General features: G+C 44.0%; 12 protein-coding genes. 6 read left to right on the forward strand and 6 right to left on the reverse strand.

From position 1 onward, the window contains the following. Window positions 1-30: 30 nt before the first annotated feature. From M4S28_RS23255 to M4S28_RS23265, 3 genes are read right to left on the reverse strand one after another with little or no spacing between them, the layout of a single operon-like run. Window positions 31-2,007: a diguanylate cyclase domain-containing protein gene (locus tag M4S28_RS23255; protein ID WP_249632989.1), complete on the reverse strand. Its 1,977-nt coding sequence runs from the start codon at window positions 2,005-2,007 to the stop codon at window positions 31-33. Continuing rightward, the gene (locus tag M4S28_RS23260; protein WP_249632990.1) at window positions 2,007-2,543 is read right to left on the reverse strand and encodes a YfiR family protein; all 537 of its coding nucleotides are present in this window, start codon (window positions 2,541-2,543) and stop codon (window positions 2,007-2,009) included. The genes M4S28_RS23255 and M4S28_RS23260 overlap by 1 nt, the downstream gene beginning before the upstream one ends. Next, a complete protein-coding gene (locus M4S28_RS23265) occupies window positions 2,533-4,596 on the reverse strand; it encodes a TonB-dependent receptor plug domain-containing protein (RefSeq protein WP_249632991.1) in 2,064 nt (687 codons plus the stop codon). Before M4S28_RS23265 ends, M4S28_RS23260 begins: the two co-directional genes overlap by 11 nt. 170 nt (window positions 4,597-4,766) lie before the next feature. On the opposite strand from M4S28_RS23265, the gene M4S28_RS23270 reads away from it, so the two are divergent. The 3 genes from M4S28_RS23270 to M4S28_RS23280 all read left to right on the forward strand — a co-directional run bounded on the left by M4S28_RS23270 (window position 4,767) and on the right by M4S28_RS23280 (window position 7,403). Beyond that, a complete protein-coding gene (locus tag M4S28_RS23270) occupies window positions 4,767-5,510 on the forward strand; it encodes a 5-oxoprolinase subunit PxpA (protein ID WP_249632992.1) in 744 nt (247 codons plus the stop codon). A 182-nt stretch (window positions 5,511-5,692) separates the two neighbouring features. Further along, on the forward strand, window positions 5,693-6,460 hold the full coding sequence (locus M4S28_RS23275; protein ID WP_249632993.1) for a 5-oxoprolinase subunit B family protein: 768 nt from the start codon (window positions 5,693-5,695) through the stop codon (window positions 6,458-6,460). Further along, a complete protein-coding gene (locus M4S28_RS23280) occupies window positions 6,453-7,403 on the forward strand; it encodes a 5-oxoprolinase subunit C family protein (RefSeq protein ID WP_445329542.1) in 951 nt (316 codons plus the stop codon). Before M4S28_RS23275 ends, M4S28_RS23280 begins: the two co-directional genes overlap by 8 nt. A gap of 219 nt (window positions 7,404-7,622) precedes the next feature. On the opposite strand, the gene M4S28_RS23285 is transcribed toward M4S28_RS23280, so the two are convergent. The 3 genes from M4S28_RS23285 to M4S28_RS23295 form a co-directional block, all read right to left on the reverse strand. Further along, the gene (locus tag M4S28_RS23285; RefSeq protein ID WP_249632995.1) at window positions 7,623-9,077 is read right to left on the reverse strand and encodes an FAD-dependent oxidoreductase; all 1,455 of its coding nucleotides are present in this window, start codon (window positions 9,075-9,077) and stop codon (window positions 7,623-7,625) included. A gap of 531 nt (window positions 9,078-9,608) precedes the next feature. Continuing rightward, window positions 9,609-12,047 carry an ABC transporter permease gene (locus M4S28_RS23290; RefSeq protein ID WP_249632996.1) on the reverse strand — a complete coding sequence of 813 codons (2,439 nt, stop codon included), beginning with the start codon at window positions 12,045-12,047 and terminating at the stop codon, window positions 9,609-9,611. Between the two features lies 1 nt (window position 12,048). Next, window positions 12,049-12,723, reverse strand: a complete 675-nt coding sequence (locus M4S28_RS23295; protein WP_004730959.1) for an ABC transporter ATP-binding protein — start codon at window positions 12,721-12,723, stop codon at window positions 12,049-12,051. On the opposite strand from M4S28_RS23295, the gene M4S28_RS23300 reads away from it, so the two are divergent. From M4S28_RS23300 to M4S28_RS23310, 3 genes are all read left to right on the forward strand, one after another. Then, window positions 12,722-13,339 (forward strand): arylesterase, encoded by a 618-nt coding sequence (locus M4S28_RS23300; protein WP_004730957.1) that lies wholly within the window; start codon window positions 12,722-12,724, stop codon window positions 13,337-13,339. The genes M4S28_RS23295 and M4S28_RS23300 overlap by 2 nt on opposite strands. Before the next feature lie 81 nt (window positions 13,340-13,420). Further along, window positions 13,421-14,620, forward strand: a complete 1,200-nt coding sequence (gene fabV / locus M4S28_RS23305) for an enoyl-ACP reductase FabV (RefSeq protein ID WP_249632997.1) — start codon at window positions 13,421-13,423, stop codon at window positions 14,618-14,620. Between the two features lie 178 nt (window positions 14,621-14,798). Continuing rightward, complete coding sequence (locus M4S28_RS23310; protein WP_249632998.1) at window positions 14,799-16,706, forward strand: bifunctional diguanylate cyclase/phosphodiesterase; 1,908 nt, start codon at window positions 14,799-14,801, stop codon at window positions 16,704-16,706.

The following is a 16,706-nucleotide window of genomic DNA, read 5'->3' on the forward strand; positions in this document are numbered from 1 at the left end:
AACTTAGGTAGAGGTCACAAACGCCTACGGCTATAAACTATCACGAGAGAACACAAATTGACCTTTTCCTTTGCGTTTTGCTTGGTACATCGCCTCATCGGCAACCTTTAGAATCACGTCTATATCACGCTCTGAACCATCAACTAAGTGTATGCCCAAGCTCGCTCCAACATGAAGCGAGCGCTGTTTATGGGTCACTTCTTGCCCGATCAGCTCCAACAGTCGCTCCGCTAACTTTGCTAACAAGACTTTGTTGGTCTGTTTAATAATAAGAACAAATTCATCACCCGACAAACGTGCTACCAAATCTCCTGCACGAACTTGAGATAACAACCGGCTCGATACTTCTTTGAGGATTTCGTCGCCCGCATCGTGTCCATAGTTATCATTAACGTGTTTAAAGCCATCGAGATCCAAATAGATAACCGCGAAGTGCTGATTAGAATAATGGCTAGACGTGACTACATCATCCATCACTTTATACAGCTGAGCTCTGTTGGCCAAACCCGTTAATGCGTCGTGATGAGCCAAGTGTTCAAGCCTTTCCATCTCTTTGACATTAGATAAATCAGACAGTGTGAGTACCATATCAAATTCGTCTTTCTCATTGTCTGACGAAACTCGATTCACTTTTACAAACATTGGAACCAAAGTGCCAGATGCACTCTTCTCCCATACCTCCCCTTGCCACTGCCCATAATTTTCCAATGAACTGCGAATTGTCGGCATTAGGGATGAAAACTGTTGCCAAGAAAAAACGTCAAATGGTGTTTTGCCCACCAGCAGATCAGCGTGATAACCGAGAAGTTGGGTGACCGCTGGGTTGACCATGGTAATTACGTTGGATGAATTCAGTACGATTAAGCCGTCTTTGCTGTTCTCAAAAACACCTGCTGCTATACGCTGGCGACTCATGGCCGTTTCTATCCCCGTGACATCTTGGATTGCATAAAGAATACGACCGTGCTTTGACAACGAACGGCTACTCACACGAAGCCAGCGTTTTGAGTGAAAGAGATCGGTGGTTTCGAGTAGTTCGTCATTGAGCTCAATATTAGCGTCGATAACCTCTTGTAAGAGCCCAGTTTGCTTTGTCGCAATCAACTCTTGGATCAATAAATTTTCAAGAAACGCTTCGGTACATTTAAAAATGTCACGAGTGGCAGCGTTCGCATGAACGATGAACCCTTTTTCATCGGCTACCAACAACGAGTGCTGAACAGTTTCAATTACCTCATTTGCAAACGACTTTTCTTCTTGTAGTTTATCGAGCGTAAAATTGATTTGGTTGTCACGATGTTGAAGTCTTTCGAGCATGGTATTAAAAGCTCGGACCAGATCCCCTATCTCATCGTGGTTCGTTGCGACTAATTTTTGTTGTTCTGAACGACGTTCAACAAAGGCTTGCATCGCCTCATTAAGGTCAAACATCGGTTCGATAATCAAGCGTTGAACCAATTTGACCAATACCCCGCCTAAGATCACCAGAAACAGCAAGTAGACGGCTGCAACCTTAAAAATATTCGTTAAGATCGTATTAAACGTTTCTTTTGATATTGTCACCCTCAAGTTAGCGATCACAGCGTCGTCCAGCGTCACCGGAACAAGCAAAAAGATGAAATTCTCGGAGATGGCAAATTGGTGATCCGCGATGTCATTTAATTCATCTGTATTCGGCCTTGGAACTAGCGTATTACTGACTTGATAACTCGCAAAAAGCTGTTCATTAATGTCATAGAGCTTCACCCTGACGATATCTTTATCCGCAACGAAGGCTGACAAAATCTCCTGAGCCGAAGATTTATCCTCAAATAGAATCGCAGCTTGTAGGTTATAAGCAACACCTTGTGCCAACACTTTAACTCGCTGAATAAGACTCTCTTTCTCTCGCTCAAAAGTGACAGTGTAACTTACTGATTGAATCGTCACAAAAGTAACCGCGATGAAAATGACAATCGGTAATATCAGCTTGTTTTTAATCGATAAATTGTTAATGAAAGACAACATTATTGGCCCTCCACTATAGCAATTCGTAACAGGTTTGAGCCAATGACGAATTCACCGCGTCTTGCATTCACTAAGTTGATCTTAGGCTTTAGCTTATTATCGATGTGCGTTAGCTCAATGACTCCTCCCATGTCCGTAAAGTTTGGGATATCGCTAATCGTCACAGTATGTGGTGAGTGGGCTTTACGGCTAAATTCATCACTATCGAGATCAGATAGATAAGTGATATCACACTTAGGAGTCACCAATTGATGTACTTGAATAGCGAGAGAACGAATAGATTTTCCTTGTGTAATCGACGTCAGTGCTTTACTTACCTTCTCATCGCCAATCACACAGAAGTTAACCGTATTCATTGTGCTTTCGTCGTTCCAACGAATAAAGTTGGCAATTCTAAAAAGGTACACCGCTTTCACTTCATAAGGCTTGAAGCTAGCCGCCGATGTATTCAAAGGCACAATAAACATAGCTAAAGTGGCAAGGCTGAGTTTAGTAAAACCAAGCCTAATACGGTACTTGAGCCACTTAGAATTCATGAGAGACCCTCACATATACAGACTCTTGGTTAACACTTTTCTCAGACGTGAATTCAGCTTGATAGCCGTCACTCTTACCAATGTTTTCAACGACCACTTCAATTAAAGGTGCTGCGGATGATTTTTTCCATGCAAGACGTGCATCAAAGGTTATTTCATGTGGGTAAGATTGCCATTCGTATTGGGTGCCATCGCCTGCTATCCAATAGTCTGGGTAATTCACATTAATGTATTGGCCGATAACATCGAATTGCCAGGTATCGGTGATATTCCACATCAACTGTGCCGTGGCTAAATGTTCATTATCAATGTCATGATAGACGCCAGTTTGTGGGCTAGATTTAGGGTCATCACCCTTGTTTTCGCCTTCTAACGTTGAATAGGCATAACTAAGGTAACTGGTGAAATCTTCTGTAATTTGATAACTTGCGCCTAACTCGAAGCCATAGGTTTTCGCTTTATAATCATCAGATAATGCACCGACATAGACATGATTCGCGGGGATATCATTCGGGTCATAGCTGTGGAAGCGAAGATTGTCATGTTCACTCAGGTAGATTGTTGCATCGAGCTCGAAATTTGAATTGTTAGAGTAGCGGTACCCCATTTCAGCCGTTATGACGTCCTCTATTTCAAGGTTCGAGTTTGATTTATAGACATCCAGATAACTGTCGTTTGAATCGGTATTATAACTGTTGAAGTAGTATGTAGAGTTTGAATCCATATATGATGGTGCAACCACTGCACGGCTGAGCCCCGCCCACACAGAATGACGTTGAGTTAACTTATATAAGCCACGCAGTTGAGGTGAAAGTTCTGTTGAGTCATTCTGTGTAAAGTGTTCAACCTTGGCACCAATAGTAATAGATAGCGCTTCCGTCATTTGAATTTGAGACTGTATAAAAGCGTTCGCAATATAATCGTTGGCAGATTGGATATTGTAGGCTCGACCTTCGTAATCGGGATTGTACCAATCAACGTCCGAAACTTGGCTAGACGAGAAATCCAGATACATATATCGCAGGCCACCACCGAGTGTCATCTGATGCTTTGCAGATAGCTGGTTGATATAAGTCGAGTCAAAATCGAGGGTCGAGTAGCTTCCCGGAGCATCTGGCGCGTTATCCTCATTATACTCCCCCCATAACGAGTATGAGAGTGTCGAACTTTCATTAAAATGGCGAGAGTCGTTGAACTGGACGTAAACAGATTGGCTCTTGTTATCAAAATCATTGGCTTGTGAACCGACAAACGAGCCTGAGTTATCATATTGGAACGTATAGAGTTCAGACTCGTAAAAGCTTTTCTCACCGCCGATACGTAAGGACCAGTTTTCTTCAGTATTACTTGGTTGAAACACCATCCCAGCCGTTTGCGCTTTCCATTTTTCAGATTCGTTTGTGCGATACGTGGGTTCTTCTCGGTACTTATAGAATGCACGCGCATTCACATCGTCATTCAGACTTAAACCCTGACGAACACTAAACTCGTAATTATCAGTATTAGAGGCGACACCAGAGAGATACGTCCCTTGAGTATCATTGGCAGACTTAGTAATGATATTCACCACACCATTAACCGCATTGCCTCCCCAAATCGTTCCGCCGGGGCCTTTTAATACTTCGATGCGTTCGATATCGGCAAATATATAGTCAACATCGCTCCAATACGTGCCGCCATAGACTGGGCTAAATAAGCTTCGTCCATCCATCATCACGAGCATTTTGTTATACAGCCCATCATGAAAGCCGCGCGTCGAAACAAACCACGAGGTTTCGTTAAACTTAGTCACTTTGAGGCCGGGTACTAGCGTCAGCACTTCCGCAATGGTTTTAGCCCCACTGCGTTGAATTCGCTCATTAGAAAGTACATAAACCGATGAGGGAATGTCGGTAAGTTTCTGTGTCACTTTCGAAGCCGTTTCCATCTCAACATCTAACATAGACAACTCTTCAAGGCTCATCGACATGAGTTGGTCTAAAGAGTTTTCTTGAGCAGCTACAAAAACAGGTGTCGTTAATGCTAGTCCTAAGCAAACCTGGCGCGATATCATGTGCTCACCTAATATACAGATAGATATTAATCCTTTAATCAATAGTTCAACTATATATGAAATGCCATACTGGTAAATTTTCGGTGTCGAAAGTTTGAGTCAGGTCACTGTTTATTTATGGCATTTATAAGACCGTCATTACTTACCTCAACGTAAAGGATTAGCACCACGTGACAACGAAGATTTTGCTTAATTGCGACATGGGAGAAAGTTTCGGCAATTGGAAGATGGGCGATGATGAGTCGGTGATGGAATGGGTCGACATGGCAAACATCGCTTGTGGCTTTCACGCGTCTGATCCGCACGTTATGTCCAAGACTATTAAACTGGCACAGCACTATCACACCCAAATAGGTGCTCACCCTGGTTATCAAGATTTAGTCGGGTTTGGTCGCCGTTCTATTCCGCACACCATGGATGAGATCAGTGAGCTAGTTTGTTATCAAGTCGGTGCACTACAAGCCCTTTGCCGATATCACCATGCATCTGTTGGCTATGTGAAACCTCATGGCGCCCTTTACAACGATATGATGGCGAACATTGATGTGTTTAATGCGGTAGCCCAAGCAGTCGCTGAATTTAACATCCCCTTAATGATCCTCTCTTCGTCAGACAATCAGCAGTATCTAGATATTGCAGACGATCATGACTTACCCCTCTTGTTTGAAGCGTTTGCCGATCGTGCATACTTGAATAATGGGCAGTTATCGCCGCGAACTCAAAAAGGCTCGGTTTACGTCAATCAAGACGACATCTACAACCAAGTCATGCAAATCATTAACTACGGTTCGGTCACGACCATTGAAGGTGAAAGACTGCCTATTGAAGCCGATACCATCTGTGTTCATGGTGATAATCCCCAATCTATCGCATTAATTAGAAAAATCAGACAAGACCTTAACGCTTTTAGCTAATATGAAGCGTGTGATTGGTATGGCGCATGGCCTTATCGCTCGCCTAACCGAGCACCTAACCTATTGCTCGTAAGGTCTAATTGCTTTGTATTGTATTGGTTTGGACACGGAAGTTAGACACGTCAAATAAGCAAATAAAAGGCAGTAAATAAATTAAAGGCAAGCAAACGTATGGAAACGAAATGACGACGAATCAAATTGAGTTCAATATAGCGCCAGTCGCAGAATGCAGTGTTTTGGTCACCTTGGCGTTGTCAGACCCAAATCGCCAATCTAGCGCTCAATATGCGCAGTACATGGCTCATTTTTCCGATGCTATTCGTCAACACTTAGCATCTGTATTGATGAATGTGACACCGGCTTACCACACCATTCTGGTTGACTACTTACCTTATAGAATTTCAGAACATCAGCTCATGGAACAACTCAACGCCTTATTGAGTCATGCTATTTCGTCTTTCTCTAGTGTTATTAACACGCGTAACACTATCGAACTTCCTGCTTATTACTCACCAGAAACAGCACTCGATTTAGACCGATATCAAGCCAAAGGCCTGTCTCTGGACGATATTATTCAACATCACACCTCGCAGACTTACAGCGTCAGTGCGATTGGGTTTACGCCTGGCTTTGCGTTTATGTCTGATGTGGTCAGCGAGCTTGCTTTGCCTCGTCATTCAACCCCACGCTTAAGTGTACCGAAAGGCAGCATTGCCATCGCGGATATGAAAACGGCGGTGTATCCTTCGGACTCACCGGGCGGTTGGAATATTATTGGCAATTGTCCGCTCGCACTGTTTGATCACAGCCAATTGAAGAACGCTGATACCATGCAAACGCCGCTGTCTCTACTTAATGTCGGTGACTCAGTCCGTTTCATCGCGATTTCAAAACAAGAATTTGTAGAGCTTAGGCTTATGGAGATTAGTGGAGATGTCGCTAATGGTTAATACAATAGCTAAACCAACAATAACAGTGGTTAAACCCGGCCCGTTGAGTTTGATTCAAGACTTCGGACGATTTGGTGTCGCTCATCTCGGGTTGACACAAGGTGGCCCTGTTGATGATTACTCGTATAGCTGGGCCAATCACCTGCTCGGAAACCCAGTCAACCAAGCGGCGTTGGAAATCACGCTTGGGCAATGTGCGTTACGAATCGATTTTGATTGCGAAATGGCGTTATGTGGTGGCGATTTACAAGCGAAGCTCGATGGTAAGCCACAGTCGAATTGGCGTACTTTTCAAGCTTTCGCAGGGCAAGTTCTCTCATTTGGTTTACCTAAAAATGGTCTAAGGGCGTATTTAGCTGTTAAGGGGGGCTTCGATGTTCCATCAACTCTTGATAGCTGTTCTACGGTGACTCGTGAAAAGATTGGTGGATTAACGCAAGATGGAGAGCCATGCCAGCAAGGGCAACAAGTTGCGTTTACCCAACACAAACTCTCTCGCCCGTTTAAGGCGTTGAGTGTCACCTTCCGATACACGCCTAATTACAACCTACCAGTGAACCTGCGAGTGATTGAAGGCTATCAAAGCGAGCTGTTCTCAGAGTCAGCAAAAGAGACTTTGTATAATGCACAGTATCACGTTGACCAAAATTCAAATCGCATGGGTTATCGACTGAGTGGCGAATCGGTTGATTCATCTGATATTTCGCTATTGTCAGAAGGCATTGCCTTAGGTGCGATTCAAATCCCCCAAGATGGGCAACCTATCGTGTTGCTTAATGACAGACAGACCATTGGTGGCTACCCAAAGATTGGATGTGTCGCCAGAATCGATTTGCCACGCTTAGCACAAGCCAAACCTGGACATGAGGTCTCGTTTAGTAAAGGCGATCGCTTAGGATTACAAGATGTGTGGTGCCAATGGGCTCAGTTTTTCGGCTATTAGTTTTTGCTCTGTAGCTATGTAACTCTGTCGCAAAGAATCTAAGAATCTAAGAATCTAAGAATCTAAGAATCTTGAAAGAGTTAGCCAAGAAGATTTCGTTTAGAAGATGTAGTTCAGGCAATTGACAAGATACAGGCAGGCGTTTCATTTAAAGGTTCGGCTTACCTGTCAAAGTAAGCCGAATTGAAGATGTTCAGCGTAGTCGATTATGACTGAGTATTAAGCGTGATCTTGGCCTGATACCTTTGCAAGGGCTTCTGGGTATCCACGTTCTTGTGTCAAATCTATCGCTCTATTCTCAATATCACTTAGATTAAGTGACATTGTCACTGAGTGTGTGTCTTCAATCGATGCTGACTCCGCGACATCAAACCAATGCTCAGCGACCTTTTGTGCAGCCTCTAGGGTTGAGGAAGCTTTGACGACTTCAAGTCGAGCATAGCGATCACCACAGAATGAAACGTCTGAAGCTCTTAAGCTCGGATCGGTTCCCGGAATCTGCTGTGCACCGAACAGAGGCTTACCACCTACCAGTGCAGAGCTAAAACTTGGGATGAACTGAGACATATGCGTTATCGCAGCGCGAGTTCTTAATTCAAGCTGCTCTTCACTCCAACCTGATACGATTTTCTTAAGAAGCTTAGAAGGCAGCTGAGGCTGTGATGAATCTGTTGATGATGAAACAAGGCCACCCTCAAACAGAGTAATCCCTTCTGTCATACCGTGAAGTTGGAACACACCATCAGCGTAGGGCGTTAATTGCGCCATGCCTTGCGGTGTGCCTCTCGGGCCATGGAAGATAACCTCTGGCCACTCTTCCTTACATTCTTGCAAATACGGCCACTCTGTAACGTATGCGGCTTTGAACTCAACAAGCCTTTGTTGCTTAGAACCGACAAAGTCATCCACGATGCCCGTTTCAAAGCCACTTGCATTAATCAAGTAGTCGGTCGTTAAATGACAGCTTTGGTTCTCAGCGTCTGTATAAGTCAAAGACCAGCCTTGCTCTAACGATTCAACAGATTGTAATCGGCTGTTGGTTAATACTGAGCAATTCGATTGTTGCCCCAAAGACAGTTGAGCGGTTGCAGACAAGCGGAATACACTCCAGCCATACTCTTGAACCATAGCAACAGGATACTTAAGGGTTTCTAGATCCGTATGTTTAGCGAAAGGAATACACCAATGATCAAGCGATGTTGGTTTGAGAGGCTGTGTTTGGGTAGCAAGTGCTAGTAACTCTTCTTTACTATACAGCTTGTAATACTCTTCCGGTTTACCAAGCACTTGGTTGCTTCTATCTTGATTAACAAGCTCAGCATAAGCGTCCTTGATTATCTTTAGACGCGGAAGTAGATCCAACGGCTCTCCACCATCACTGTGTGGAACAGCGATAATTGTCGGACGAATATTGATCGTGTGGGGAAACAAGCGGACGGTATCAATTGACTGAGTGAGCAACTGAAGACACTGCTCTACAGAAATATCTCGATACAAATTGCCGCCAGCGTGCAGGTGGCATATTGGTGGACCATTAACCAAACTCGGCCCTTTTTCCAAGATAGTGACCTTAAAACCCAACTCACTAAAGTGAATCGCGCTCGTTGTTCCGGCAATACCACCACCAACAATGGCAATAGAAGGCTGATTTGTATCCGTTTTGTTGTGGTTCATCGTGTTCTGTAGAATAAGATTAACTGCCGCTATTCTACTTTTGTTCTGCGATGAATTAAAACACATTTTTATCAAGGTCTTAGTTAAGTGGGATTTAATATCTATGTAAAAAACATAAATAATCTCTTGACTCAATAACTCCAGATAGAGTTTTAAAGGTTATTCTAACAGTCAAAATTGTCCTAAGTGACGCCACATAAAGGCTGCATCCGTACTCTTAAAACATAGATGTTAACTTATCCCTAAAGTTATCCACCGTTTTTGTGGATAACTGTTGATAACGTTCTTGCTAAGTTGCGCAAACCCTTTGTTTACAGGGACTAACCGCTGTTCATTAAATCGGCATTATTGTGCGATTAGTTTTAAAAAACACTAAAAAATTGGAAAATTAAGGTGCGATATTCGTTACTTGTGCTAAGCATTGGTCAAATAAAAAACGGTCTAAAGCGACGCCTTATAAATAGTGCATGACTAAATATAAATAATGTCACTTTTAGACCGTTTTAAGCATTTGTGAGATCTCGCTAGAGACTAGCCAAAATCCTTGTTTACTGGTGCCAACAAACGTTTGATTAAGCTATTCACTACCGCGGCCAATGTGATGAACGTTAGCACAGGTAGCGCTATCCACAGCATTGGGTGGAGTGAAGGTTCTAACTCGAACCCAAAGTTCATTACCCCTGCAACACTGAGTTCAGAACCCATCGCAGCAATCGAGCCAGCCACTAACGCCATTAACCCGTATTCACACCAAATAGTGTTGAGAATTCGCTTCTTACTCGCACCTAAAGTGCGATACAAACGTATCTCTTGTTGTCTTTGAGACAAGCTCAATCGCAACAGAGTAAAGATTAGCAACAAACCCGCTACCACACCCAAAGCCGCAAGTACGGTTATCGACCAAACAATCTGCTTGAGCAACTCTTGGATCTTGCTACCCATCTTACGAATATCCATCAAACTCACGGTTGGGTGATTTCGAGAGAGTTCGTTAAGCATCTGATTATGTTGTTCTTCCAGTCGGAAGCTCACGAGCCAAGTAGAAGGAATAGAGCTCAAAACATCTGGCGTAAATATGAAGTAGAAATTCGGCTTCATTTCTCGCCACTCTACTTTTCGGATGCTGTTCACCTTGGCAGAGACATTCTGGCTGTTGATTGTGAACGATAGCTCATCGCCGATCTTTAGACTCAACTGCTCCGCGACATCGGATTCCACAGATACACCATGCTCTTGTGTCCAACTGCCTTCTAACACTTCATTGTACTCAGGCAGGCTATCCCCCCAAGTGAAGTTGATTTCGCGGCTTAGTGCGTCTGTTTCTTCTGAGGTCTCGCTGTATTTTGCCGCCTCAACGCCGTTAATGGTTGTGAGTCTTCCTCGTATAATTGGAAACGCTTGAGTACGCTCTACTTCGTTTGCATCAATCGTCTCGAGATAACTGTCTTTCTCATAGCTCGCAATATTTAGCGCAAACGCATTAGGTGCGTTTTCAGGTAAGGTTTGTTGCCAATCCGACAACAAGTCACTTCTCACTAGCCATATGATCGATAGCAGCATCAAAGACAGCGCTAGAGAACCAAATTGAATCCCTGTTGCTAATGGTGTGCGATTAATTCGGCTCAATGCCAAGCGCATAGATGTCGACGCCGGCAGCTTGCCGACCAAACGCAGAACAAGCGTACTGACAATCGCGAGTACTAAGAACAGGCAAGCGATACCCGCAAGAACTATCCACACCAACAGGTTATCGCCGTACATCAGCATCATTGGAATAATAGGTACCAGCAACAACAGGTATTTCTTGTAGCTTTCATTGGACTGATGACTTGATTGAATCACGCTGATTGCCGAGGTGTTGACCAAGCCAATTAACGGAATACCAAGAGCAGGCACACCAATGAGGACGCTTGATAAAATCGCTAAAATGACAGGTTCAATACCATAGCTAGGAAGTGGTGTTGGCAACAAATCACCTAAAGGTATACGAAGTAGAAACTCTAAGCCGACCCCTATTGTAATTCCAAGTACAGCGCCGATGACCACTAAAAGAGACACCTGTACAAACAACCATTTAATGATCCATTGCTTACTCGCCCCCAAACTTTTAAGCATCGCAATGGTTTTACGGCGACTCGCAACATAATGTTGGCACGTAAGTACCAAAGTGGTCGCCGCCATGATCACAACGATAGCAACCGTTAGCGAAAGATATTGAGTTGTGCTCTCGAACATGTCGTTAGTGCGACTCGCAGAGTCTTGCGTGCGCCAGCGATCGCTCGGTGTTAATTCTACGCTGTCTTGCGTGGCTTTCAGTTTTGTATCATCACCGTTTAGAAACAGCCTAAAGCTTACACGACTGCCCGGTTGAATCGCTCCAGTGGCCTCGATATCGCTGGTATGAATTAGCACAGCAGGCATTTGTTGGAATGGGTTAAAGCTCAAACCTGGCTCTTGGGTGATGCGCCCTGTTATCGTTAAATCGGCATCGCCAATAGTGACATTGTCACCAATTTCAACCTCAAGCTGTGCAAATATACGCTCGTCTAACCAAAGTTCACCTGGCTCAACATGGTTACTTGATGCTTTATCAGCGCCCTCTAAGATCATTTCACCGCGTAATGGATAATTACTTTCAACCGCTTTCACCGTCACTAACTGCATTGAGTTATCACTGAATGCCATGGTTGAAAAACGAGTCAACTGAGAGCTTTCTAACTTTTCAACCTGAGTGAGGTCTAACAAGGGTTGCGGGATTGGGTTTGCTGAGATAAACACGCTATCGGCAGTAAGCGCATCTTTGCCCTGTTTAACAATCACCTGCTCCATACGTTCGGCCAATGCCGACAATGCAAAAACACACGCAATGATCAGTGTTAATGCTATGGAAACTGGCCATAACTGACCGTGTCGAATCTCTTCGATACTCCATGAGAACAGGCGTTTATTCAGTCCGTTTGATGAATTCAATTTAGACTTCCTCTATCTGACCGACATGCATCTTAAGTGTTCGTTGGCAACGTTGTGCGAGTTTAGGATCATGCGTCACTAGAACAAGCGTTGTGCCATGTGATGAGTTCAACTCAAACAATAACTCGACAATTTTGGCTGCAGTTTGTTGGTCTAGGTTGCCTGTGGGTTCGTCAGCAAAAAGGATTTTTGGCTTGATCATAAAAGCACGAGCTAAAGCGACCCTTTGTTGTTCACCGCCTGATAGCTGAGATGGCAGGTGATCAAGTCTGTCTTTTAAGCCCACTGATTCAAGCAAAGCCGTCGCACGTTCGATGTCTTCGTCTTCACCTTTAAGTAAACAAGGAAGCGTGACATTTTGTAGCGCAGAAAGGCTTGGAATTAATAAGAAGCTTTGAAATACAAACCCTACCGATTCGCTGCGGATCTTAGCCCTTGCCTCATCATCAAGCTGTGAAAGCGGCTGCCCTAATAAACTGATTTCGCCTTTCGTTGGCACATCAAGCCCTGCAAGCAACGTCATTAGGGTTGATTTGCCGGCGCCAGATGTGCCGACAATCGCGACAGTTTCACCTTCACGAATATCAATATCGACGTGCTCTAGGATTGTTAAATGTTCTTGATTAGTAGACACTGTCTTCGAAACAGCTTCTGCTTTAATGATGGATGTATGCATGACTCGACTAATTTCCTTTTTATTCTTTATTATATTTTCAACCGCTTCTTTGGCTCAAGATACCGAGTTAGATTCTAAGTTACTGGTACTTGGTGATAGCTTGAGTGCTGGTTATAACATGGACATCAAACAGAGTTGGCCAAGTCTATTGCCAAACGCATTAGCGAAGCATGACAAAACAGTTACCGTGGTTAACGGCAGTATTTCAGGTGACACAACCGGCAACGGGTTAGCTCGTTTACCACAATTGCTTGAAGAACATGCTCCAGACACTGTTCTTATCGAACTCGGTGCAAATGATGGCCTTCGTGGCTTCCCACCTAAGCTGATGTCTGCAAACCTTGATCAAATCATTGAGCAGATAAAAGCTGCGGGCGCCAAGCCAATTATGATGCAGATTAAAATCCCACCGAATTACGGTAAGCGTTACAACCAGCAATTTGAATACGTTTTTGCAGCGCTTGCTGATCAACAAAATGTGCCGCTTTTGCCGTTTTTCCTAGAGCATATCATCCTTAAACCTGAGTGGATGATGAACGACGGACTGCATCCAAAACCAGAAGCTCAACCTTGGATCGCCGAATTCGTCGCCGAAGAATTATATCAGTATCTTTAAGTTTTAATGGTCTAGCTCAATAAATTTTACACAGCTTTACGTTAGCCTGAGTGCATATCACCGTTAACTGTAAGGTTATTTATGCTGATCGAACCTATTATCAAGGGTGTGGTAGCCAAAAGCGCTCACCCTCTTGGCTGTCAAGAAGCCGTAAAGCAACAAATCAAGTTTGTTAAGAGTGCGCCGCAAATCAAAGATGGCCCTAAACGAGTACTGATTATCGGCGCATCCTCTGGCTTCGGCCTTGCCGCTCGTATCGCCCTTACCTTTGGCGGTGCAAAAACTGACACCATCGGCGTCTCATTCGAGCGCGGTCCTAACGAAAAGTCCCTCGGTAGTGCTGGTTGGTACAACAACATCTACTTCAAGAAAGAAGCCGAACGAGAGCAACGCACTGCTATCAACATCGTTGGCGATGCATTTTCACAAGAAACACGTACACAAGTTGTCGAAGCCATTGAAACCTACTTCGAAGGTGAAGTGGATCTGATTATCTATAGCTTAGCGGCTGGTGTTCGACCTAAGCCAAATTCTGATGAGCTTTGGCGTTCTGCCATTAAGCCTATTGGTGAAAGCGTTACCGGCGCGACTATCTCACTAGAGCACGACAACTGGGTGACAAACACACTTGCTGCAGCGACGGAAGAAGAAGCCGAAAGTACACTCAAAGTCATGGGCGGCGAAGATTGGGAACAGTGGATAGATGAGCTCATCAACGCTGAATCCATTGCCCCTGGTTGTAAAACCATCGCATTTTCCTATGTTGGTCCAGAAGTCACGCACCCTATTTACTTAGACGGCACTTTGGGACGCGCTAAAATAGACCTTCATCAAACCAGCCATGCGCTGAATCTTGAACTAGCAAACTTCGGCGGTAATGCCTACGCGACTGTGTGTAAGGCACTCGTCACCAAAGCCAGTGTATTCATTCCGGGATTAAGCCCTTACCTACTCGCTTTATATAAAGTGATGAAAGAGAAAGAGACCCACGAAGGCTGTATCCAACAAATGCAGCGTCTGTTTAGTAGCAAACTCTATGGTCAATCAAAAGTCCCTCTGGACGGCGAACGCCTAATTCGGATGGATGAATGGGAGCTCGATCCAGAAACCCAAGCCCATGTGACTGAGCTACTTGAAGCTATGGATGAAAACAACTTTCAAGCAATTGGCGACTATCAAGGATTCAAAGAAGAGTTTTTGCAGTTGAACGGTTTTGCTCAACCGTCGGTAGACTATAAAGAGAAACTTAACACTGATGATTTTATAAAGTTAAAGCCTTAATCGAAACTTATCTCATTACTGAGACCCAGATTCACATTTGAAAACCTCTGCAAAATTGCAGAGGTTTTTTTGTGCAACATTTCTTATACTTAGTAAAAGTAAGATTCACAGTTTATTTGGTTCATCTTAATTAACACAGGATGTGTTGATGCATTTAGCATAATTGACTCGGAGTCATATGAAGAAGATAAAAACGATAGACTTAGATATCCCTGACGATATGGCCTCCAACTGGCAGAATATTGTCGACCTCTTGGCTCAAATCACTGAAGTGCCTGCCGCACTTATCATGCGTGTTCACACCAACTATATTGAAGTCTTCTCTACCAGTCACAGTGAGAATAACCCTTACAACAAAGGCGATTCTGAAACCTTAGGAAATGGGCTTTACTGCGAAACGGTGATGGAGTCTCAGCAACAACTTGTGGTGCCCAATGCGCTTGCCGATCCTGATTGGGAAAACAACCCCGATACAAAGCTTGGCTTAATCTCTTATTGTGGCATTCCGCTATTTTGGCCTAACGGCGAATTGTTCGGCACCATTTGTATCTTGGACTCGAAAGAGAATCACTATACGCCTACCTATATCAAGCTATTAGAGAGCTTTCGTACCTCGATAGAGTCCCAGCTTAAAACCTTGTTTCAGCACGCTAAGCTCACCCAAATGAATCGTGACTTAAAGAACCGGGTCTACACTCGCACTAAAGATCTTGCGAGCCTCAATTATTCTTTAAACCAAGAGATTGATAAGCGAAGAGCGGCTGAACAAAAGATAAACTTCCAAAAGAATCATGACATCGGCACCGGTTTTTTGAACCGAACCGCATTCGAGTCTCGCCTAAATAACAAACTATCGTCACAACAAAGGCTGACGGACAGTTCATTTGCGGTTATTCATATAGGGTTTACGAATGGAAGGCGCATACAGGCTCGATATGGCTATAGTGCCTTAGACCAAGTACTGGTTGAATACCGAAAACGTATCAACAGTATCTCTGATATCGAGGTACTAACTGCACGCCCTACTTCTATCGATCTCGTACTGGCGTTCAGCGTAAAAGATTTGCACCAACGCCTAGAAGAACTTTGCCAGACGCTCGTTAAAGTCGGCCATTCAGAGTTCGATATCGAAAATGACAAAGTACATTTGCATGCCTTTATCGGGATTGCGATTACTGATAACGAAGACGATGCGGAAAGCATTCTCCAGAAATCATCAGAAGCCATGCTCGCCTGTAAAGATTCCGGACAAAAATTCGCTTACTACTCTCAATCTCATACTGAACAACAAAGTCACATCAATAAGATCGAAGGTTATTTGCTTCAAGCTGTCCGTAATGATGACCTCATGCTCTACTTTCAACCTAAGGTATGTCCATTAACGCATCGTTGGGTTGGTGCTGAAGCCCTACTACGCTGGCGCCATCCAGTATTAGGTGATATCTCCAACGAAACCTTGATACATATGGCCGAGCAAAACGGCTTGATTTTCGAAGTCGGAAGCTTTGTTCTGCGTAATGCGATTGAAAAAGCGAAAGAGTGGTCCGAATACGTTGAAGATTTCAAGATGGCTGTGAATGTGTCTGCAATTCAACTCAAGAATGTGCACTTTGCGGAACAAGTGGTACACCTACTCGAAACCTATCACCTAGAACCCCACTTCTTGGAACTTGAAGTGACAGAAAGTGGCCTGATTGCCGATGAAGTGGTTGCCAAGAATACCTTAGAATCGCTGCATGACATTGGCGTTACATTGTCACTGGATGACTTTGGTACAGGCTACGCGTCTTTCAGTTATCTCAAGAAATTTCCGTTCGACACGATTAAAATTGATAAGAGCTTCATCGATCAGATGCTTAACTCACACGAAGACTCGGAAATCGTTCGTTCTATTGTCCAAATCGCGAAGAAGCTCGACCTAAAAGTCACAATTGAAGGCATAGAATCGGAAGTTCAGGAGCAATTTATTATCAACGAGGGCTGCGATGTGGGCCAAGGTTACCTTTATGGGCGCCCAATGCCGAGCCAAGAATTCGAACACAGTTTAATCAATCAAAACTATTTGGGGACAACCCGTTACGCTTAA

Source organism: Vibrio sp. J383 (genome assembly GCF_023503985.1).
GTDB classification, from domain to species: domain Bacteria; phylum Pseudomonadota; class Gammaproteobacteria; order Enterobacterales; family Vibrionaceae; genus Vibrio; species Vibrio splendidus.